The sequence below is a fragment of the Lacunisphaera limnophila genome (assembly GCF_001746835.1).
Classification (GTDB): Bacteria; Verrucomicrobiota; Verrucomicrobiia; order Opitutales; family Opitutaceae; genus Lacunisphaera; species Lacunisphaera limnophila.
Genome location: NZ_CP016094.1, coordinates 1,102,571 through 1,123,800 on the forward strand (window position 1 = coordinate 1,102,571; position 21,230 = coordinate 1,123,800).

A 21,230-nucleotide genomic window follows, 5' to 3' on the forward strand; every position below is an offset into this window, starting at 1 on the left:
GCGACGCTATTTTTGCGGCCGGTCAGAGGTCTGCCAACCGCACCTTGGCCGTGCCTTCCATCGCCTTGCCCTGCGCCAGGGCGGGCAGGTAGAAGACCTCGCCCAAGGCCGCCAGCGCGGCTGGATCGTCGAGTTGCAGGCTGCAGGCCTCGTCGATGTAGGCGCCGAGCAGCGCGCCCTCCGGGGAAATCCGGACGTGGAGCGTGCGGTTGAGCTGGTCGAGGCTGAATTGCTGGCGGAGTGCCCGGGGCAGCGTGCCCGGCACGGGGGCCGCGGGCACCGTTGCCCCCTTGTGCATGCCCAGGTGATCGATGAGAAGGTATTGGTGCGCCTCCGTCCGGCTCAGCTCGACCCGCTTGGGCGACACATTCGTGGCAACCTCCCGGCCGCGATTGTAGACGTGCACCTCGGAATCGAGGTATTTGAAACCGACCGGCAGGCCCCCCTCGCGAATGCGGATGTATTTCGGCTTCGGTCCGATCGGCTCGAGGGCCTTGGCGTGGATGAGCAGGCTATCCTGGCCGGGCTTGGCCCCGCGCTCCAGGAACTTGAAGAGGATGACCACATAGGGTTCCTCCAGCTCGACCGGTGAGGAGATCTTGAAGGCCACCTCCATGGCGTCGTAGTTGGCCTCGTCGAGCTCCTGCATCATGCGGTGCGCCTGCTGGCCGGTGTTGTACCGGTCCTGGCCCATCGACGCGTTGGCCATGTCGAACTGGCGCATCGCATCGTCCAGCCGGCCCTGCGCGGCATCCGCGGCGCCTTGGGCGGCGGCGGCCCCGGCACCGCCGGCGGCGCTGGCCGCCGCCCCGGCGGACAGCGAGGCCCCCAGCGAGGCGCTGATCATGGCCCCATAGGCCAGATCCTGCACGGCGGCCGCCCCGCCCGCCGCCCCTGACTCCCGGTCGAATTTGTGCCGCGGATCGTTCGCGGGCGTGTAGCCCGGACCGGCCTCCAGGCCGTCGAGCTGCGCGGCGGCGGCCGTGAGCTTAAGGCCGTAATCCACCTTGATGCCGGTCTGACGCCGGTGCGTCGGCACCAGGAATTCCTTCTGACCGATGCGGATCTTGAGCTCGCTGCCGATCACATCCCGCACCCGATAGTACTTGCTGGACCGCTCGACATCCAGGTCGGCACCCATGAAGAGGACGTACGGCTTGGGCTCCCCGGTATCGGCCGGCACCGGCTTTTTTTTCACCGCCGCGGGCAGCGCGGGCAGCAGACAAAGGCTGAGCAGGGCGGGCCGGAGGAGGCGAAAAGGGGTGGAGGCATTCATGGTGGGAAAAACTCAGAGGGCCAGTTCGGCGACGCGCACCCGGACGACTCCTTCCATCGGCTTGCCCGCCGCGACGGCCGGTATGAAAAAGGCCCCGGCCAGCGCCGCGTTTACCGCGGCGTCGGGCTGCGGCAGGCTGGCGGCCTCGTCGACAAAAACGCCCAGCAACTTCCCTTCACGTGAAACCCGCACGTAGCACACCCGGTTCAACTGGTCCGGCTCCAGCCGGCTGCGCAGGCCGGGGGGCAAGCTGCCCGGCACCGCGGCGGCCGGCACCGTGTCTTTCTTGTGGGCCGCGAGATGTTCGATCACCAGGTACTCGCGGGCCTCGTCTCGACTGAGCTCCACCCGTTTCGACGACTCGCTGGTGGCAACCTCCTGGCCGCGGTTGTAAATGTGCACTTCATGGCGCAGGTATTTGAAACCGACCGGCATGCCGCCCTCGCGCATGTGGATGAATTGGGGCTCGGGGCCGATGGGATCCAGCGCCTTGGCGTGGATCAAGGTCGCCGTCTCGCCGGGCTTGGCGCCGCGCGGCTGGAAATCCACCACGATCACCATGTACGGATCGTCCAGCGGCTCGGGCGACGAAACCAGGAAAGAAACCTCCATCAGGTCGTAGTTCCCCTCGGCCAGCTCCAGGGCCAGTTCGTTCTGCATGCCCGGGATCGACACGTAATCGTTCGAGCCCAGCAGCTGGTTGAGGGGCACCTGCGCGGTTTTTTCCAGATCGATGATGTCCTCGTACTGCTTGCGAAACTCAGGAAATCGGACCTTGGAGAGTGAGTCCTCGGCTTCGGCTTGCCGCGCCGCACTCCAATTGCGGGCCATCTCGGCGCCGCCCTGGGCGCCGGACCGGGCGTTGTATTTGTGCCGGGGATCGGCCGCGGGCGTGTAGCCGGCGGCGCCTTGCATGGCGTCGAGCTTCACCGACAGGGGGGCGAGCTTCAACGCGCGCTGCACCTTCACGTTATTCCGCGCCATCCGGGTCCGCACAAACGTCTTCTCCCCTTTCTGCCGGATGATGAACTCGCTGCCATCGACGTCCTCGACGTCATAGTACCGCTTGCCCTGCTGCACCGAGAGGTTGGCGCCCATGTAGAGCACGTGGGACTTGTCCGCCGGCGGGGCGGCCGCCGGCTCGACCTCGGCCGTCGCACACACGTTGGCCGCTCCGCCCAACAGGAGGGCGGCCAGACCAAGGCGGGCAACGGCGGGGTTCATGGGGTGGCGGGGGTTTCGTCCGGAATGAGGGCGCGGACGCGGGCGAGGTAATCGGCGACTTCGTCGGTGTGCTCGAGGCTCAGAGCTTTGCGGAGGTGTTCGACACTGCGGGGATAGTTTCGGTTCCGAAGCTCGAGGTTCGCCAGCTCGAGGCTGGCCCGATAGGTGGCCTCGGGCACCCGGCTGGCGGCCTCAAAGACGAAGGCCGCGCGGATGTCGTCCCCCTCGCCCACATGCACCGCGCCAAGCGCCAGCAGCGCCGCACCATTCATGGGTTCGTCAGCGAGCACCGTTTCCAGGTCCCGCCGCGCCTTGGCCCAGCGCTGGGCCGCGCGGGCGATCTGGGCCTGGACGAGCAGCCGCGTGACGCGGCCGGCCGGGGTGAGGGTGGCGGGCAGGGCCTGCAGCGCGGCGAGCGCCTCGGCCGGCCGGCCCGCGGCGGCGAGGGACCGGGCGAGGCGGATGAGCTTGTCCTCCCCGGTGGCGGGCGCGAGGGGGACCAGCTTCGTGTAGATGGCCAGGGCCTCGGCGTGCAGGTTTTGCTCCGCATACAGGTCGCCGAGCAGGATGAGTTCGTCGGGGCTGGCGGCGCCGACGCCGGCCGCCAGTTCGAGCACGGTCAGGGCCTCGATCCGGCGGTTGTCGGTGAGCAGGACGTTGGCGAGGATCAGCCAGAAGCGGGACTCGCCGGGCCGGGTCTTGATCAGCGTCCGGGCGATGGCCTCCGCCCGGGCGAGCTGCCGCCCTTGCACGCAGAGCCGCAGCAGGCCCTCCTGCCAGTCGGCGTTGCCGGGGTCGCCGCTGAGCGCCTGCATGTAGGCCACCTCGGCGGCGACCAGGTTGTTCTCCTTCTCCAGACTATAGCCGAGCAAGCCGTACGTGGTGGGATCGCGGTCGCCGAGCGAGACGGACTTCGAAAACGCCTGCACGGCGTCGGCAAAGCGGTCGGTCGAGTAGTAGAGCACGCCGAGGTTGTTCCAGGCGCGGAGGAAGGTCGGGTAGCGTTCCACCGCCTTCTTGTAGCTGGCCTCCGTCTTCTCGTTTTCCCCGGCGGCGTAATAGACATTGCCGAGGATGAACTCGAAGGCCGGGCTGGCTTCCTCGCCGCCGCTGATCATGCCCTCGAGCAGGCGCAGGGCGAAGGTCGGGTTGGTGCCGAGCATGTTGACCACCTTCTCATACAACGCGTACTCCTCGGCGGTCATCTCCGGTTCGCGCTCCTTCAGGAACGAGGAGGACTCGTTGATGATCCGCTTCGGATCCAGCGCCGGGGCCTTGGCCGCGCGGCGGGCGAAGGCGTTCTGGATGTTGGAGGCATCGAGCAGTTCGGTGTCGGTCTGCGCGGCCAGCAGGACGGGCAGCAGGAGAAAGGGAAGCAGGTGGCGTGATCTCATGGCTCAGTAGGAGTCGAAGGGGGAACCGCCGGACCAGACGACGCGCACGTTCTGCTGCACGAGGCAGCGGACCTTGCGTCCCTTCTTCATGGCGGGGCTGAAGACCCAGGAGTGGCTGATGTCGTAGAGGATGATCTTGTCGAAGTGCTCGTTGCCCGAACCCTGCAGCACGCGCACGTTGCTGACGGCGCCGCGGGTATCGATGAGGATGAGTACGGAGATGCGGAGGGTGTCGGCGTTGCCCCGCACCACCGGCGGGATGTACGGCTTGGGCCGGGATACCACCAACGGGCGCTGGTCGACCTCATGCTGCTGGAAGACGCGGGAGAAATCGCCGGTGAGCTCGGTGCGCGGCTTGAACTCGGTGTAAAGCTGCGCGGGCTCGATCTTCGCCGCGGGGGCCGTGCTGTTGGTCGGGAGGAGCGTGGCGAGATCCGGCGGGACCACCGCGATGCGCACCGGGCTGTCCGTGGCGCTGACCTCCAACCCCGCAAACGGGGAGCCTGACACCGCCACCGGTGGGGTCTCGACCGGCCGCGGCGGCGGGGTCTCCAACGGCACCGACATGGCGCGCATCTCGGCGAGATCCGCCTCCTCCGCGGGCGCCTCGGTGGCCTCAAAGTGGGCGACGCCGAGGAAGAGGGCCAAGGTGACCGCCAGGCCCAGGACCACGCTCAGCGCCTCCGCCGCCGCGTTGGCGACGGCGCTCTCCGGAGGCGGCAGGGTGACGGTCTCCGCCATGGCTCAGGGCCCTTCCGCCTTGGCGGTGGCGAACTGCACCTGCTGGATGCCGGAACGTTTCGCCTCGGTGTAGACCTGTGCGAACACCCCCAGGTCCGAGGCGGCGTCGCCGCGCACGATGAGCGAGGGCGAGCGGCCCACCGCGGCCTGCTTGAGCACGGCGGCGACCTGGTCGGTCCGGATCTCCTGCCCGTCGAACCAGATGCGGTTGTCCGCGGTGATGGCGATGAGCAGGGCATTCTGGTCGCTGCTGAGGGCGCCGATCACGTCGGGCTTCTGCACCTCGACGCCGGGGTCGTTCACGAACGAGCTGCTGACCATCAGGAAAATCACCAGCACCATGATGCAATCCACCATCGGCACCATGTCGATGTGCGTGGTCTCGAACCGGTGCTGACCCTGGGCGCGGCGGATCATGGGCGGCCTCCTGTCGGGACCGCGTGCCGTTCGAGCCGGTTGACCGTCTGCACCTGGCTGTTGACCTCGCGGTGGGCGAGGTAGACCAGCAGCATGGCCGGGATCGCGACCGTCAGGCCCGATTCCGTCGCGGCCAGCACCTCGGAGATGCCGCTCGCGAGGCCCTCCATGGATTTTTCGCCGGCCGCGGCCGAGAGGCTCTCGAAGGTCTTCTCCATGCCGCTGACCGTGCCCAGCAGGCCGAGCAGCGGCGCGGCGGCGATCATCGGCCCGATGGCCGCCCGCTGGCGGCGGAAGGATTCCCGCGCCTCGGTCTGCAGGCTATGGCGGGCGGCCCGGGACAGGGGCTGGCGCAGTTGCCGGCGCAGCCGCCACAGGGAAAACAGCAGCCGGAAGCACCGCGAATAGAGCACGACCGACAGCGTGATGATGACCGGCATCACCCATCCGCCCCGGTCGATCAACTGGAGCAGGGCGTTCACCGGGCCACCTCCGCCGGGGTGAGGCCGCTCTGGGCCGAGCTGGCCGCCGTGACAAACTCCAGTGCCTGGCGCTCGAGCCGCGCCATGTTCTTGTTGATGCGGTGGGCGAGGAAGCCGTGGACGACGAGGGCAGGGATGGCCACGGCCAGACCCAACTCGGTCGCCACCAGCACCTCGGAGATGCCGCTGGAGAGTTTGGCCGCGTTGCCCGTGCCGAAGACGGTGATGAGGGTGAAGGTCTTGACCATGCCCACGACCGTACCCAGCAGACCCATGAGCGGGGCGGCGGTGGCGATGACCGCCAGCAGGGGCAGCCGGCGCTCAAAGTGCAGCCGTTGGCCGAGCAGCACGGCCTCGAGGCGTTCCTCAAGGATGTTGACGGGGGCGTCGAGGTGCTTGAGGCCCTCGGCAAAGATCTCGCGCGTGGTGCGGCTCAGGCCGCCCACCGCCGCCTGCGCCTCGGCGCGGGCCCCGCTGGCGACCGCCCGCAGACACGCCGGCACGCGCGCCGAGCCGTCCACCCGCATGGCGGCGACGTCGATGAACTTGTGGATCATCAGCAGCAGCGCCACGAGGCCGACCAGCACGATGGCAAAGGCCACCTTGCCGCCCTTCGCGATGTGCTCGAGCACGGTACCCCCGGTCTGCTGGAGCCGGAGGGCCTTGCCGCCGGATGAATCGACCGGCAGCGAGCCGAGGCGGCCCGCAAACAGCGCCGCGCTTTCGGCGGCCGACCATGCGGCCTGAGGATAATAGACCGGCTGGCGGGAGCCTTCGCGCAGGCGCACGGCGCCCGCCGGACCGCCGGCCGCCGGTTGAAAGAACACTTCGGGGCCGACGAAGGCCAGGGTGCCGTCCTGAACCAGATTGTCGGCGGCGTTCATCGCGCGGCCGGCCACGAGCTGGCCGCCCAGCGCGCGCTCGGTGCGCTCCAGCAGGAAGCCCGCGATGTCCAGCGCGGCCGGTCCACCCGTGCCCGCGGCGGCCGCGGTCTCGAGGGCCTGTTGCAGTTCCTGCAGGCGTTCCGTCACCAGGCCCTCACCTCCCGGCGGCAGGCCCTCGGTCAGGGCCTTCAGGGCGTCGCCGGCGAGGGTCGTCACGTAGGCCCCGGTCTTCCGCACGTCCTCGATGTCGCGCAGGATACGACGCTTGGTGGCGACGGACTCCTCCTGCCCCGTGGTCAGGCGGATGGCCTCCCGCTCCAGCGTGATGATGCGGTCCTCGGTCGCCCGCAGCTCCTGGAGCAGCGGGGCCTTCTCGCCCGCGATGCGTTCCCGCGTACGGTTCAGCTCCTCGTTGGCCTGGCGGAGCCGGTTTGCGTAGTCGGTCGCGGCGCGTTTGAGCGCATCATCGAAATTGTCGGCGCCCGCGAGACCGGTCAGCAAGGTGCACGCGAGCAGGGCGGAGAAAAAGTGTTTCTTCATGGCCGGGTTCAACGGGCGGGTTTGAGCCGGGCGGGGATGGAAACAAACTGGGGGTCGGCCTCGTCGAGGCGGATGGCCATCAGGGTGGCGACGGCCGGCGCGGCACCGGGCAGCGGTTCCCACTGCCAGCGTTCGGTGCCGGGCGTGCCCAGCCAGGCCTTGCCGGCGGCCCGGTCGAGGGCGTAGCCCTGGCCCAGGCCCCAGTAGATCACGTCCACCGCCTTGGGGCCGGCCTCCCCCTCGAGCGTGAGCACCTCCTCGCCGTGCGTGAGGGTGTGGTTGAACTGGGCGCAGCGGTTGAGCACCGTCATCACCAGCTGCATGCGCTCAGCGGGACTGGCCGCCGGGTTGGCGAGACTCCGGTACGACATCTCCAGTGCGTCGGCCAGGCGGGGGGGGAGCAACGGGCGGAGCCGGACGATCTTCTCGGTCAGCGCGATCAGGCGGGTTTCGGTGGCCTGCAGGCTTTCGCGTGAAGTGGTGAGCTTGGCGTTCAGCGCGGCTTGTTCGGCGCGCTCCTCGGCGGTGACGGCGAGCAGGTGATCCCGGCGGTCCTGCAGGCGCTCCGCCCGCTCCTTCAGGGCGTTGAGGGTGGAGCCGAGCATCGCCCGGTCCTGCGTCCACGCGGTCTCGAGGCGCACGGTCTCGGCGCGGGTCTTGACCCACTCCGAGGCGGTTTTCCCGACCTCCTGAATCGGATCGGCGGCGCGAGCCAGGCCGGCGGCGAGCAGGCCGGCACAAAAAAACAACGGTCCTCGGACCAGACGGTGGAGTGAGGCTGGGATGGGCATGGGGTCCTCGACGAGGCACCCACACGACAAAGCGCAGGCGCTTGGGGGGTTGGGAAAGCGCCAACAGAGCACTCCCATGCGCCGGGGGAGTCAATTTGGAACGCCCCCGTCCATCCGTCACACGTTAGACCGAATGAAGGGTGATGGGCGCGCAACCCGACAATCGGTTTTCCTTTCGCGGACTTTCGTGCATCGAGTCTTCCATGCAATACCGCCCCTTCGGCCGCCATGGCATCCCCTGCTCGGAGATTGGTTTCGGCGCCTGGGCCATCGGCTCCCACTGGGGGGCCCAGGCCGACACCGATTCCCTCGCCGCCCTGCACCGGGCGCTGGATCTCGGTTGCACGTTCATCGACACCGCCGCCGGCTACGGTGACGGCCACAGCGAAAAACTCATCGCGCAGGTGCTCCACGACCGCCGCGCGGCGGGCAAGACGGCCCGGGTCTTCGTCGCCACCAAGACGCCACCCGCCGCCGGCCCCTGGCCACCCTCACCCTATTGCCGGGCCGAGGACCGCTACCCGGAGAAATACCTGCGCGAGAACATCGCGGCGCGGCTCGCGAATCTAGGCACGACCAAGCTCGACCTGCTCCAGCTGCATACCTGGACCCGGGCCTGGAACCGCGACCCCGTCCCCTTCAAGATCCTCCGCCAGCTCCAGCAGGAGGGTCTCGTCGGCCTCATCGGCGTCTCCACGCCCGAGCAGGATCAGAACAGCGTGATCGACCTGATGCGCGGGGGCTGGATCGATTCCGTCCAGGTGATCTACAACCTTTTCGAGCAGGAACCCGCCGCCGAGCTGCTCGACGTCGCCGCCGAGCACGGCGTGGCGGTCATCGTGCGCGTGGCCTTCGACGAGGGCGCGCTCACCGGCAAGTTCACCGCCGCCACGACTTTCGGGCCCGACGATTTCCGCGCGAGCTACTTCGCCGGCGACCGCATCGGCCGGGCCGTGGCCCGCGCCGACGCGATCAAGCCCGACCTGGCGGGCACCGGCTACACCCTGCCGCAGGCCGCGCTCAAGTGGGTGCTCGCCCATCCGGCGGTCTCGACCGTGATTCCCGGCATCCGCAGTGTCGCCCAGGCTGAGGCCAACTGCGGCGTGAGCGACCTGCCCGCGATGCCCGCCGCCCTGGTGGAAAAACTCCGCCGCCACAACTGGCGGCGCGGCGTCTGGTACGGGGGCAAATAAACCGCCGGCCCGCACCCGCAGCCCATGAATCCCTTCGCCCTGCTCGCCCCCCTCTTTCTCGCCCTCGAGGTCTGGCAGCTCGTGCTCAGCGAGCGTTACCTGGGCGTGAAGCAGATCCGCGTGAACGCCGATCCCCGCGCCCTGCCCATGGCGGGTTGGATGGCGGCCGGCTGGGCGGGCGGGCTGCTCGCCTATTATGTCTGGATGTTCACCCTCCTGCTCCACCCGGTCGGCCGCGCGCAGGGCGTGGTCCTGCTCGTCGTCACCGCCCTGGGCTACGCGGTCCGCACGACCTGCAGCCTGAAATGGGTGCTGGTCGTCCTGACGTTCGAAGGCTCCGTCCGCATCGGCATGCTGATCTCGCTGTTCGGCAGCACCTGGCGCCGCCTGATGATGTGAGCAGGAGGGCCGCTTCGCCCGCCAGCTTCCCGACTGATCTTGGGGCCACGGCGGCCTCGCCGTGGACGCCCTACCCCCGCGGTCCCGGCTCCGGCTGCGACTGGGCGAAAAAATCCTGCGCCGCCGCGAGCAGCTTGCCGTACTGGCCGTAGTCACCCGCCCACGAGTTCGGCACGCAGATCCGCTTGATCACCCCGCGGCCCACGCGGTCGGGCGCCTCGCCGTCGGGCGTCAACTCCAGCGTGAACTTCGGATCGTGGGTGTGCACCACATAGTGCCGTGCGCGCCCCTGGCGTTCCCGGTCAATCCGCACGAAGTGGGGGAAGTTCATCGCTGAGCCGCAGCTTGCCGCGGCCGGCCCGCCGCTCAAGGCCCAACTGGACCGGTTTAGCCTTGAGCCAACGGCCTCCTCCGGCGAAAACCTGCCTGCGCGCGACTCGCCCTATGAATCTCGACCCCGCCCCCCGTCCGTCCAAGCTGGTTTACCTTTCGATTGATGCCGGCTTGTTGGTCACCGCCCTGATCATCGTTTATTTCGCGAAGGATCCCTACGCCCCCCTGCCCTTCGTCAGCGCCGTGCTCTGCGTCGTGCTCGCCGCGATCATCGGCCTCGTTCCCTTCCTGATCGAATACGCCGCCGACTCCGCGGAATACGTGCAGGCCGAGCGCGGCCGCGTGGCCGAGCAGGTGCAGCGCCTCCACGCCGCCGGCGAGAGCCTCGCCCGCGCCGCCGCCCAGATCAAGGCCGTCGAGGAGGCCGTGCACAAGACCGCCCATGCCGCCGAGAACCTGCCCTACCGCATGCAGGAAAAACTCGCCGAGTTCAACGAGGCCCTCGCCGCCAAGGACAATGACGATCGCGAGGCGCTCGAGCGCGAGCTCGAGGAATTGCGCGCCGCCAACTCCACCGCCCTCAAGGCCGCCGCCGACAAGATTGCCAAGGCCACCGCCGAGTGGACCGCCCTCGAGGCCGCCAGCCGCAAGTCACTCGACGCCGCCCACGATACTTCCACCAAGCTCACCGACCGCCTCCACGCCGCCCTGGGCCAGCTCGATGCCCGCGTCGCCGACCTGAACAAGGCCGCCGCCGCGGTGCCGGTAAAGGCGGTCTCTGAACGCCGCGAGGCACCGCCGCTTCCGCCGGAGCCCGTCGCCGAGACACCCACCCCCGTGGTCGTGGTATCCTCGCCGGAAGCTCCGGCCGCCCGCCCTGAGCCCGTCGAAGGGGCCCGCCCTGAGCCCATCGAAGGGGTCATCGAATCCGTCACTTTCAGCGAAACCACCGGCAAACCGGCCAGCGAGGAAACCAAGCCGAAGAAGCCCCGCGCCCCGCGCAAGCCGAAGCCCGAGGACACTCTCGCCGCCCTGTCCGCCGACCCCGCTCCGACTGAATCCGGGCCCGCCGCCGCGGCGGACGAGGAGCCGGCCTCCATCGCGGAGGAAGCCCCCGCCAAGCCCGAATCCTCCGCCTCCTCCGATGGCGCCACCCGCCTGCTCGTCACCGCCTACATCGGCATTGGCAACAAGCTCTACCTCCGCGGCGAGGGCCCGGGGCTCAGCTGGGACAAGGGCGTGCCCATGCAATTCGTCTCCATCGGCAAATGGGGCTGGGCCTCGCACGACGCCACCGGTCCGGTGAAGTGCAAACTCTACAAGAACGACGACACCGCCGCCCTCTCCGGTGAGGTCACCCTCGAGCCCGGCCAGCACGTCGAGGTCACGGCGCTGTTCTGAGTTCCGGCTGTAGCGGCGGTCTATGACCGCCGTGAGGCACGGTCCTCGCTCGCAACGACGGCCATAGACCGCCGCTACAGCCAGGAGCACCCCCTCAATAATGCGGCGGGCGCTCGTCCGGCGCCTCGCCGGTTTCGGTTCCGCCCGCGGCGCGGGTGCGCAGCACGACCACTTCCTGCCGCAGCTTCGCCAGCTCATCCGCCAGCTCCAGCATCACCTTGTCCTGTTCCGCCTGGTGCCGGTGCAGGTGCGCGTAACGTTCTTCCAGTCGGGTGATGCGGTCGAGATCGGCCATGGACCGGACAATGTGCATTGCCGGACCGCACTCAAACCCTAGTTTCCCCCGCATGCGCCGCGTCCCCCTCCTTCTGCTGCTCCTCGCCAGCCTTGGGCTCATTTCCTGCACGACGCCCGGGACCGGTCCCGCCGCAGGTCCGCTGATCCTGGTCTCCATCGACGGTTTCCGGTGGGACTACCTGGAGAAATACGACGCGCCCGTGCTCCGTCGGCTGGCCGCCGCCGGCGTGCACGCGCGCCGGATGACGCCGAGCTTCCCCTCCAAGACCTTCCCCAACCACTACACGATCGTCACGGGGCTGCGGCCGCAGCGCCATGGCATCGTGGCCAATAGCTTCTACGATCCCGCGCTCAACGACACCTTCGGCATGCCGCGCAAGGAGGAGGTCTGGTGGTCGGGCGGCGAGCCCCTCTGGATCACCGCGGAAAAGCAGGACGTGCGCACCGCCATCTATTTCTGGCCCGGTTCGGAATCCTCCCTGCAGGGCCGGCGCCCGACGCAATTCCAGCCCTTTCAAAAGAACCGGCTGACCACCGAGCGCGTGGACGGGGCCCTCGCCTGGCTGGACCGGCCCGCCGCCGAGCGCCCGCGCTTCCTCGCCCTGTACCTTGAGCACCTCGACATCGCCGGCCACGCCCACGGGCCCGACGCGCCGGAGACCGCCGCCGCGGTGAAGGAAGCCGACGATGCCATCGCCCGGCTGCTCGCGGGTCTGGAAAAACTCGGCCTGCGCGATTCCGCCAACCTTGTCATCGTCTCCGACCACGGTATGTCCGCGGCCAGCCCGGACCGCGTGGTGTTCTTCGAGGATTTGATGGACCTGTCCCTCGTCTCGGTCGAGGCCGCCGGCCCGTACGGCGGGGTGCGGCCCAAAGCCGGCGTGGACCCCGCCGCCCTCGTCGCCTCGATCCGCGCCCACGCGCCGCCGCAGGTGCAGGTCTATCGGCGCGAGGACATGCCCGCGCGCCTGCACTACAACCACGGCGACCGCGTGCCGCCGATCCTGCTGCTGATGGACGATGGGTGGAGCATCGAGCAAAAGCCCGGGTGGCCGGCCTTGCGGGCCCGCTATTCCAAGGGCAACCACGGCTGGGACCCCGCCCTGCCCAGCATGGGCGCGCTGTTCATCGCGACGGGCCCGGCCTTCCGGCGGGGCACGCAACTCGCGGACGTGGACAACGTGGACGTGTACGACCTGCTTTGCGCGGTGCTCGGCATCACGCCGGCCCCGAACGACGGTACCACCAAACTCACCCGCGCCGCCCTGCGGCCCTGAACGGTTACGGGTTTACCCGGCGGACCTGCGGATAGGGCGGCGGCTCCACCCCGAGATCCCGCATCTGAGGCACGATGACCCGGTCGTAGCAATCCGGGCACACGCCATGGCTGAAACTGGCGCCGGTCTGCCGGCCGATGTACTCCTCGACCTGACTCCAGTAATTCTGGTCGTCCCGCAGCTTCCGGCAGTACCCGCAGATGGGGATGATCTCCTCCAGCTGGCGCACCTGCGTGGCGTAGTTCAGGATGCGCTCGGCCACGTGCAGTCGCGCCTTGAGCTCGGCCACCTTGGCCGGCTTCGCGAGAAAATCGTCGACCCCCGCGCTCATGGCCTGATCCAGGTTCTCCCCACTGGCCGACAGGTTCGAGAGCAGGATGAAATAGGTGTACTCGCCCCCCGTCCCGCGGATGCGCCGGCAGAGTTCGAGGCCATCGAGTCCGGGCATCATCCAGTCGCTGATCACGACGCGGGTCGGCGCCTGCTGGAACTGCGTCCAGCCCTCGAGCCCGCTCATCGCGAGGGTCGGCTCATGGCCCAGCACCTTGAGCGAGGCCGACAACAACGTGGCGGCAATGGGGTCGTCCTCGACAATTTGGATTCTCATGGGACGGAAGGCGGGCGCAGGGCGCGCAAAGCGTCCTGTACCAACTGCCATTGCCGGTCAAGTCCCGAGCCATGCCCGTCGGCGGCCGCCCAGTCGCCTGCGTGCGCCGCCTGCTCAAGCCCGAGCAGCAGCGCCCGCAGCGGCCCGGCACCCAGGCTGGCCGCGCTGCCGGCGAGTCGGTGGGCCAGCGAGGCCACCTCAGCGGCGTGGCGGGCCTCGAGCTCGCTCCGCAACCGCCCCAGGCTGGGCGGCATCTCCTGGAGAAACTTGTCCGCCAGCAGCTCCAGCAAGGTCTCGCCCGGCCGGGTCCCGGGCAGCGCCCGCAGCTCCGCCAGCTGGCCCGCATCCAGGATCGCCGGTGCCGCCACCGGTGGCGCATTCTCCGGGGTGGCCAGCGTGACCGCCACGCCGTAGCGCTGGAGCACCACCTGCAGTGCCTCGAGCCGCAGGGGTTTGGACAGATAATCATCCATGCCGGCATCCAGGCACTTCTGCCGGTCCCGGGCCTGCGCATGCGCCGTGAGCGCGATGATCGGCACGCGCTCGCGGGCCGACCCGGCGGCCCCGGCCCGGATCTGGCGCGTCGCCTCATAACCGTCCAGCCGGGGCATCTGGCAGTCCATCAACACCAGTGCATAATGCTCCCGGGCCAGTTGGCCGATGGCCGCCTGCCCGTCACCCACAATGGTATGGGCCACCCCCATCTTGCCCAGCAGCAGGCGCATCACCAGCTGGTTGGCCTCGTTGTCCTCGGCCACCAGAATGCGCAGGGTCGCCGGTAGGTCGGCCACCGGCGCGGCGGGGGCCGGCAGGGCCGGGCCCGGCGGCGGCATGGCCAGTTCCAACTCGACCCAGAACACCGAACCCCGGCCCGGCTCGCTCTCGACACCGATGCGGCCCCCCATCAACTCGACCAGCTGCCGCGAGATGGCCAAGCCCAGCCCCGTGCCGCCGTAGCGCCGCGTGGTCGAGCCGTCGGCCTGGGTGAAGGGCTGGAACAGCCGCGCCCGCTGCGCCGCCGTGATGCCGATGCCGGTGTCACGCACCTCGAGGCGGAATGCGTAGCGCCCCGGGCCCGTGGGCGGACTCGGCCGCACGACCACCGTGACGGTGCCCCGCTCGGTGAACTTCATCGCATTGCCCACCAGGTTGACCAGCACCTGCTGCAACCGCCCGGCATCACCGTGCAATCGCGCCGGCAGCCCGGCCGGCAGGTCGCTCTCCAAGGCCAGCACACCGGCCACGGCCCGCGGGGCCATGAGCGCCAGCGTCTGATCCACCTGCTCCGTCAGGTTAAACTCCCCTTCCGTCAGGCTCAGTTTGCCCGCCTCGATTTTCGCGAAATCCAGCAGGTCGTCGATGATCGTGAGCAAGTTCCGGGCGCTCGACTGGATCACGCGGCCCATCTGCTGCTGTTCCTCCGCCAGGGTCGTGTCCATGAGCAGGTCGGCCATGCCCAACACCCCGTTCATCGGGGTGCGGATCTCATGGCTCACGTTGGCGAGAAATTCCGACTTCAGCTTCGACGCCGCCAGCGCCTGGTCACGGGCGGCCGACAGACTTTGTTCCAGCTCCTTCCGGCGGGTGATATCGATGGCCACCCCCACCAGCCAGAAATCTCCGGAACTGAGAGGCGAAATGGAGACCGTTTCATTGATCCACGTGACGGCCCCCTCGTTCCGGAGCTGAAACTCCTGCGTGTATCCCCGCTTGCCGCCGAGCAGCGCATCCCGCGCCCGGCGGTCCATCTCGGCCATTTCGGGCACATTGCGGTTGTTCCAAAGCCCCCAGTGCTCTTCGGGCATACATTCCCCGGCGATCCGTTGGAGCAGGCCCGAAGGCTGATAGGTGAAGCGCCACTTCCACTCGGTCCCCACGATGGTGACCTTGGCTTCCCAAACCAGGCAGTCCGCCTGCCCCAGGACGCGTTGCAGCCGCTCCTCGCTTTCGCGCAGGGCCATTTCCTGCTGCCGTTTCTGAGTCACGTCCGAAAAGCTGGCCACCACGGCCTTCAGGTGACCCTTCTCATCCAGGATCCCCTCCGTGTTCACCGACAGCCAGCTGATGGCGCCGTCGGTCTTGCGGACCCCCATGATCACGCCGCGCAAGGATTTCCCGGTCATGCGGGTGAGAGTCGCCGGATGATGGTCCGGATGGCAGGGGGTGCCGTCCGCGTTCAAGGCCTGCCAGCGCGAGTCAAAGGACGTCAGGCCCATCATCTGGGCCCGGGACAGGCCGAGGATCGTTTCGGCGGCGTCGTTGCATTCGATGATCCGGCCACTGGCATCGTGCAACACCAGGCCCTCGGCCATGGAGCGGAATACATCCTTCAATCGTTGCTCGCTGGCCGCCTGCCGCACTTCGCTCTCGCGCACCTCGGTGATATCCCGGTTCACCCCGACCATGCGCACCGGCCGGCCCTCCAGGTTGCAAACCACCATTTCGGCCGCCTGAATGACACGACTGGCCCCGTCGGAATACCGCCGGATGACGAACTCCCGCTGGGAGCGACCCCGTTGCTGGATGGTGTTCTGCAAAATCCCTTCCTGCCGGGCAACCTCGGCGGGCGACATAGCCCCCGTCCAAACCTGGTAATCCACGACGCCGCCGTCGTCCGGCCGTCCATAAATCACCTGCATCTGCCGATCCCAGTTGACTTGATGGTTGGCCAAGTCCCAGTCCCACACCCCCAGTCCGGCGACGGAGGCCGCCAGACGCAGCCGCTCTTCGCTCTCGGCGAGCGCCTCCACCGCCCGTTTGCTTTCGGTGACATCGGCAAAGCTGGCCACCACCGCGTGGAGCGTGCCGTTTTCATCCCGGATCACCTCCGTATTGACGGAGAGCCAACGGATCGGGCCGTCGGGCCTCCTGATCCCCAGAATCACGCCCCGCTGGGGTATCCCCGTCCGCAGCGTCACCATCGCGGGCAAATCCTCGCCTTGGTAGGGGCTGCCGTCCTCCTTCAACGCCTGCCACCGGCGATCCGCGGTTTCCAAACCCAGCAACTGCAAGCGGGACAGGCCCAGGATGCTCTCGGCGGCGGCATTGCACTCGATGATCCGACCTTGCCCGTCCTGCAGCACCAGGCCCTCCGTCATGGAGCGGAAAATTTCACTCAGCTGCCGCTGGCTGGTCACCAGCGCCTGCTCCGCCTGCTGCCGGGCCGTGATGTCCTCAATCTGCGCGATGAAATGCAGCGGCGCGCCGGTCAGGTCGCGCACCAGCGTCACCGTGAGGCGGGCATGCACGATGCGGCCGTCCTGGTGGATGTAGCGTTTCTCTATCTGATAGTGCCGGTGGCGCCCCTGCAGCAGATCATCCACCTTTGTGAGGTCCGTTTGCAGGTCCTCCGGATGCGTCACTTCCTGAAAGGTCCGCGTGCTCAGCTGCTCCTCGGTGTAGCCCAGCATGTCACCCAGCACCCGGTTGACTTGCAGCCAGCGGCCGTCGAGCCCCACCAACGCCATGCCGATGCCGGCAAAATCGAAGGCGTTGCGGAAGCGTTCCTCGGTGGCACCCAGCGTTTGCTCGAGCTGCTTGCGATCCGTCACATCAATGACCACACCCACCAGCCAGAAATGTCCCGCCTCCTGCCGCCGGACCGCCACCGTCTCGCGCAGCCAGGTGACGCGGTTGTCCTGCACCAGCTGGAATTCCTGGACGTAGCCGTTCAGGCCCTGCTCCATCGCGTCGCGGCTCCGGCGGTTCATCTCCTCCTGTTCCGGGATTTTGAAATTATACCACAGGCCCGCGCGCGGCTCGGCGACCTGCCCCGCGGTCAGCCGTCGATAGAGGCCGGAAGGATACACGGACATCCGCCAGGCCCAATCGGTGGGCTGGAGGGTCACCTGGGCCTCCCAAACGAGGCACTCGGCGTGCCCGAGCACCTGCCCCAGCCGCTCTTCACTCCGCTTCACGGCCACCTCAGCCCGCTTGTATTCGGTCAGATCCTGGGCCACCCCCAGGAAACCGGATATCTTGCCGTCGTGGTCCCGTAACGCGGTCACACTCAGCCGCACCGGAAAGCGCGAGCCATCCTTGCGCACATAGGTCCACTCCCTTTCGTCGGCCGAGCCTTCCCGGGCCCGGGCCACAAAGGCCTCGAAACCCGGTTCGATCCGCCGGTTGAGCTGGACCGAAAGCTCGGCGGCCCGGGCGGAAATTTCCTCGCTGAGATGGATCAATGCAGGTGTCTGCCGGCCAACCATCTCCTCGCGCCGGTAACCGAGCATCTGCGTCGCTCCCGCGTTGAATTCATGGATGAGGCCGTCCGGCCCGGTCGCGATGATCGCCAGCACCGTGCCATCCAGCACGGCGCGTTGCACGCGGTTCGCATCGGTCAGCTCCTGCTCCGCCCGCTGCCGCGCGCGCATCGAACGGATGGTGAGCACCGAGCTGCCAGCCATGACCCCCGCCACGAGGATGCCGCCGATGACCAGGATCACGCGGACATTCATCTCCATGGTCTGCTGCAGGCGCAGGCTGCGGCGGTGGAGCAGGTCCTCCTCCGCCAGCATCTCCTCCGCCACGACGACGAGCCGGCCCGTGCGCGCCACGGGCAGGCCCTGGAGAAAGCGCGCGGCCGCGGTCAGGCCGTGTTGCCGGTAATTTTCCGCGAGGGACTCGGCTTCCGCAATCTTGAAACCCGCCAGCCGCTGCACCTCGGCCAGCCGTTCCTCCTGCCGAGACTGGCCGCGCACGAGACCGGGCAGGGCCGCCAGTTGCACCTGCATCTCCGCGGCGTGCACCCGGACGCGGGCCCCAAAGCCTTCCTCGCCCGTGAGCACGAAGGCGCGCGCGGTGGATTCCATGCGGGCGACCCGTGAGACCAGGTTGTTGATCGCCGCGCGTGACTCCTGGGCCCGGGTGACCATCCGGTTGGCCTCGATCAGCTGCGTGGCGCCCACGATCATGAAAATCGCTAGGGAGATCATCAGGGCGAGCGAGGCCCCCGCGAGGACCCGCGGGCCATTGTCCGCCAGCTTTCCCCCCAGTTGCAGGTATAGGCCCAGGCCGAGCACGAGCAGACCGAGCGCGGTCGGGATCGCCATGTTGCGCACATCCATGGTCCCCTCCAACAGGACGATGACGGCATAATGCAGCAGCGGCAGTAGGCTCATGCCGATCAGGAAGCCGGCATGGGTCCGCCACATCCGGCGGGTGGCCCAGCGCGTACCCGTGAGCGCGAACGTCAGCCCGGCCAGCAGGAAGGCGAGCGTCGCATGCGGCGCGATGCGGCCGGGGATCCAGAGGAAAAGACTAGTCTGTTGCGGCCAGAACAGCTGGTTGATGCCGGCCGGCCAGCCGGTCAGGGTTTCCAGAAAAATCAGGCTGGTGATCCCGACCAAAAGCCACCCGACCACCCGCGCCACCGCGGTGACCCGCCACGACCAGCCCAGCAGGCCGCAACCGCAGAGAAGCAGGCAGACACCGGCGTTCATGTTCGCCTCCGCCCCGTGCGGCACAAAGCTGCGCGCGACGGGCCAGTCCAGCACATGGCCGGCGATGATCAACCCGGCCAAAGCCAGCACGAGGCTGCCGCAAATGCGCAGCCAGCGGGTCGGTGCCGTGGACAGGGGAAAGGGAGCTGGCAAGGGTGTGTCCTAGAATCGACACATTGCGGCGCCTGTAAAGTCGTCTTGCGCCCCACCACCCACCGCCCGGCGCCCTCAGCCGGGGAGCAGCGCGGCCCGCAGCGCCACCGGATCCCCCACGGGTGCCTGACAGGCGAAACGCTCACAGACATAGGCGGTGACACGGCCGGCTTGCCGGTTCATCCCCGCCAGGTAGGGCCGGCGGGCGGCCAGCCAGGCCTGGCCGGCGGCCCCGTCGAGCGCCAGAATGGCCCGGCGCGGGCCGAGGGCCTCATGCAGCACGGCGGTCATGGCCTGGAATTCCGGTGAGTGCGGATCGCCCGCCAGGACCACGGTGCGCGGATCCGCCAGCGCCAGCTCAATCGCGCCGAGCATCTGCGGCAACGCCTGGGGCAGACGGGACCACTGCGACCGCAGCGCCCCGATGGCTTTCAGCGCCCGGTCCCGATAACTGTCGCCGGCCCCGGGGTCAGCAACCCCGGCTGCCTCGCCGAGCATCCAATCCAATCGGAGCAGATTCATTGCCGCCACCGAGTTGGGCGCCGGCTCCGCCCCGTCGTAATCCTCCTTCAGCCGCACGATCACCGTCGGGTCATCGGCCCGGGAATTAAAATACCCGCCCCGGGCGTCGTCCCAGAAGTGCTCGTTCATCTTGGCCTGCAACACCTCGGCCCACTGTAGCCAGCGGATCTGAAACCCCGCCTCATAGAGATCGAGCAGGCCTTGAATCAGATACGCGTAATCCTCGGCAAAGCCCGGAATGTCGCTCCGCCCCTCGCGCCAGCTGCGGTAAAGCAGGCCCGTCGCCGGGTCGTAAAGCTCGCGCGCGATGAATTCCGCCGCCCGCGTGGCCGCGCCCAGATAGCCGGGAGCCGCGGCGACCCCGCCGCGGGATTCGGGCCCCGGGGCCGGGGCACCCCCAAGGATTTGTTGGCCCCGCGCCAGCGCCGAGATCATCAGCCCGTTCCACGCCGTGAGGATCTTGTCATCGCGGTGCGGACGCGGGCGCTTGGCCCGCTCCAGGCGCAGTTTCTCCAGGCAACCCAGCAGCTTCTCCTCCGCCGCAGCCACGGGCAGCTTGAACAACTCCGCCGTGCGCGCCAGCGGACGCAGCTGCCGCAGCACGTTCTTGCCGCCAAATTCGCCATGCGGATCGGATGCGACATTGCCGTCCGGTTTCACATCGTAGTGCCCACAGAAAAATTCCGCGTCCGTGCCCAACACGGTTTCAATCTCGGCCTTGGTCCAAACATAGAACGCACCCTCCGCGTGGGCTGCTTTCTTGTCACTTGATCCTTGATCCTTGTCACTTCGCGCCGTCTCGAGTGGCGCGCTGTCCGCGTCCTCCGCCGAATAGAATCCACCCTGCGGGCTGGTGAGGTCGCGCGCCACGTAGTCAAAGATGTCCCGCGCCGCCCAGCCGAACACCGGCAGCCCCGTCGCCTGCTGCGCCTCGAGGCAGTTCAGTGCGATGAGCGCCTGATCGTAGAGCATCTTCTCGAAGTGCGGCACGTGCCACTCCGCATCGACCGAGTACCGGTGAAAGCCGCCGCCCAGGTGATCATGCAGCCCGCCCTCGATCATCCGCTGCAGGGTCGTGGCCGCCATGCCAATCGCGGTCTGCCCGAGGTCGGTGGCCGCGCCCTGCAGCGCCGCCGACCGGAAGAGAAAATCCAGGATCGAGGCCCGCGGGAACTTCGGCGCGCCGCCGAAGCCGCCCCAGCGCGCATCGTGCGCCTCGTAGAAATACTGGAAGCATTTTTCGAAGGCCTCGCCCGCCGCCTCGTGCAGGGGCACCGGCTCGCCCGCGGGTTTCTCTTCGCGGCCCGCCCCGTCGACCGCATAGCGCCGCAGGGCCTGCACGACTTCCTCCGCGCCGGTCTCGATCTTCTCCCGCGACGTGCCCCAGTGGACGGCGATGGTGGTGAGCAGGGTGAGGAAACCCGGCCGGCCGTGCCGGTCCTCCTTCGGAAAATAGGTGCCGCCAAAAAACGGTTTGCCCTCCGGCGTCAGCCACACGCTCATCGGCCAGCCGCCGGAACCGGTCGTCTGCTGGACATAGGTCATGTACACGCGGTCGAGATCGGGCCGCTCCTCGCGGTCCAGCTTCACCGGCACAAAGTCGCGGTTGAGGACCGCGGCCACGGCCGGATCCTCAAATGACTCGTGCGCCATGACATGGCACCAGTGGCAGGTTGAATAGCCGATGCTGAGGAAAACCGGTTTCCCCTCGTTCCGGGCCTGCGCCAGCGCGGCCTCACCCCAGGGCCGCCAGTCCACGGGATTGTCGGCGTGTTGACGGAGGTAGGGGGATTTTTCGGCGGCCAGGAGATTGGGCATGCGGCAAAGTCGCGCAATTTCCCCCGGTGGCAAAGCGAAT

General features: G+C 68.3%; 17 protein-coding genes. 4 read left to right on the top strand and 13 right to left on the bottom strand.

What is annotated here, in order from left to right:
* Positions 1-22: 22 nt before the first annotated feature.
* From Verru16B_RS04520 to Verru16B_RS04555, 8 genes are read right to left on the bottom strand one after another with little or no spacing between them, the layout of a single operon-like run.
* Positions 23-1,276: a hypothetical protein gene (locus tag Verru16B_RS04520; protein ID WP_069961173.1), complete on the bottom strand. Its 1,254-nt coding sequence runs from the start codon at positions 1,274-1,276 to the stop codon at positions 23-25.
* Between the two features lie 12 nt (positions 1,277-1,288).
* Positions 1,289-2,500, bottom strand: coding sequence for a hypothetical protein (locus Verru16B_RS04525; protein WP_069961174.1), 1,212 nt, complete (start codon positions 2,498-2,500; stop codon positions 1,289-1,291).
* Positions 2,497-3,894 (bottom strand): tetratricopeptide repeat protein, encoded by a 1,398-nt coding sequence (locus tag Verru16B_RS04530; RefSeq protein WP_069961175.1) that lies wholly within the window; start codon positions 3,892-3,894, stop codon positions 2,497-2,499. Before Verru16B_RS04530 ends, Verru16B_RS04525 begins: the two co-directional genes overlap by 4 nt.
* 3 nt (positions 3,895-3,897) lie before the next feature.
* The gene (locus Verru16B_RS04535; RefSeq protein ID WP_069961176.1) at positions 3,898-4,635 is read right to left on the bottom strand and encodes an energy transducer TonB; all 738 of its coding nucleotides are present in this window, start codon (positions 4,633-4,635) and stop codon (positions 3,898-3,900) included.
* Between the two features lie 3 nt (positions 4,636-4,638).
* A complete protein-coding gene (locus Verru16B_RS04540; protein ID WP_069961177.1) occupies positions 4,639-5,052 on the bottom strand; it encodes an ExbD/TolR family protein in 414 nt (137 codons plus the stop codon).
* A complete protein-coding gene (locus Verru16B_RS04545) occupies positions 5,049-5,534 on the bottom strand; it encodes a MotA/TolQ/ExbB proton channel family protein (protein ID WP_069961178.1) in 486 nt (161 codons plus the stop codon). Before Verru16B_RS04545 ends, Verru16B_RS04540 begins: the two co-directional genes overlap by 4 nt.
* On the bottom strand, positions 5,531-6,958 hold the full coding sequence (locus Verru16B_RS04550; RefSeq protein ID WP_069961179.1) for a MotA/TolQ/ExbB proton channel family protein: 1,428 nt from the start codon (positions 6,956-6,958) through the stop codon (positions 5,531-5,533). The genes Verru16B_RS04545 and Verru16B_RS04550 overlap by 4 nt, the downstream gene beginning before the upstream one ends.
* 8 nt (positions 6,959-6,966) lie before the next feature.
* Positions 6,967-7,749 carry a DUF3450 family protein gene (locus tag Verru16B_RS04555; protein WP_083270100.1) on the bottom strand — a complete coding sequence of 261 codons (783 nt, stop codon included), beginning with the start codon at positions 7,747-7,749 and terminating at the stop codon, positions 6,967-6,969.
* A gap of 203 nt (positions 7,750-7,952) precedes the next feature.
* On the opposite strand from Verru16B_RS04555, the gene Verru16B_RS04560 reads away from it, so the two are divergent.
* Together Verru16B_RS04560 and Verru16B_RS04565 are read left to right on the top strand one after the other, a co-directional pair.
* Entirely contained in the window at positions 7,953-8,942 is a 990-nt protein-coding gene (locus Verru16B_RS04560; protein WP_069963596.1) for an aldo/keto reductase, read from the top strand.
* A 24-nt stretch (positions 8,943-8,966) separates the two neighbouring features.
* The gene (locus Verru16B_RS04565) at positions 8,967-9,341 is read left to right on the top strand and encodes a hypothetical protein (protein ID WP_069961181.1); all 375 of its coding nucleotides are present in this window, start codon (positions 8,967-8,969) and stop codon (positions 9,339-9,341) included.
* A 70-nt stretch (positions 9,342-9,411) separates the two neighbouring features.
* Here the strand turns inward: Verru16B_RS04565 and Verru16B_RS04570 are convergent, their stop codons facing one another.
* Entirely contained in the window at positions 9,412-9,672 is a 261-nt protein-coding gene (locus tag Verru16B_RS04570) for a hypothetical protein (RefSeq protein WP_069961182.1), read from the bottom strand.
* 113 nt (positions 9,673-9,785) lie between these two features.
* Between Verru16B_RS04570 and Verru16B_RS04575 the strand changes: the two genes are divergently transcribed.
* Positions 9,786-11,075 (top strand): hypothetical protein, encoded by a 1,290-nt coding sequence (locus tag Verru16B_RS04575; RefSeq protein ID WP_069961183.1) that lies wholly within the window; start codon positions 9,786-9,788, stop codon positions 11,073-11,075.
* 94 nt (positions 11,076-11,169) lie between these two features.
* Here Verru16B_RS04575 and Verru16B_RS18230 read toward each other — a convergent pair whose 3' ends face one another.
* Positions 11,170-11,370, bottom strand: coding sequence for a SlyX family protein (locus Verru16B_RS18230; RefSeq protein WP_157772208.1), 201 nt, complete (start codon positions 11,368-11,370; stop codon positions 11,170-11,172).
* Between the two features lie 52 nt (positions 11,371-11,422).
* Here Verru16B_RS18230 and Verru16B_RS04585 point away from each other — a divergent pair, with 52 nt between their 5' ends.
* On the top strand, positions 11,423-12,649 hold the full coding sequence (locus Verru16B_RS04585; RefSeq protein ID WP_069961185.1) for an alkaline phosphatase family protein: 1,227 nt from the start codon (positions 11,423-11,425) through the stop codon (positions 12,647-12,649).
* A gap of 4 nt (positions 12,650-12,653) precedes the next feature.
* Here Verru16B_RS04585 and Verru16B_RS04590 read toward each other — a convergent pair whose 3' ends face one another.
* From Verru16B_RS04590 to Verru16B_RS04600, 3 genes are all read right to left on the bottom strand, one after another.
* The gene (locus Verru16B_RS04590; protein ID WP_069961186.1) at positions 12,654-13,256 is read right to left on the bottom strand and encodes a response regulator; all 603 of its coding nucleotides are present in this window, start codon (positions 13,254-13,256) and stop codon (positions 12,654-12,656) included.
* Positions 13,253-18,850, bottom strand: coding sequence for a PAS domain S-box protein (locus tag Verru16B_RS04595; RefSeq protein WP_157772210.1), 5,598 nt, complete (start codon positions 18,848-18,850; stop codon positions 13,253-13,255). Before Verru16B_RS04595 ends, Verru16B_RS04590 begins: the two co-directional genes overlap by 4 nt.
* A 75-nt stretch (positions 18,851-18,925) precedes the next feature.
* The gene (locus tag Verru16B_RS04600) at positions 18,926-21,190 is read right to left on the bottom strand and encodes a thioredoxin domain-containing protein (RefSeq protein ID WP_069961188.1); all 2,265 of its coding nucleotides are present in this window, start codon (positions 21,188-21,190) and stop codon (positions 18,926-18,928) included.
* Positions 21,191-21,230: the final 40 nt, after the last annotated feature.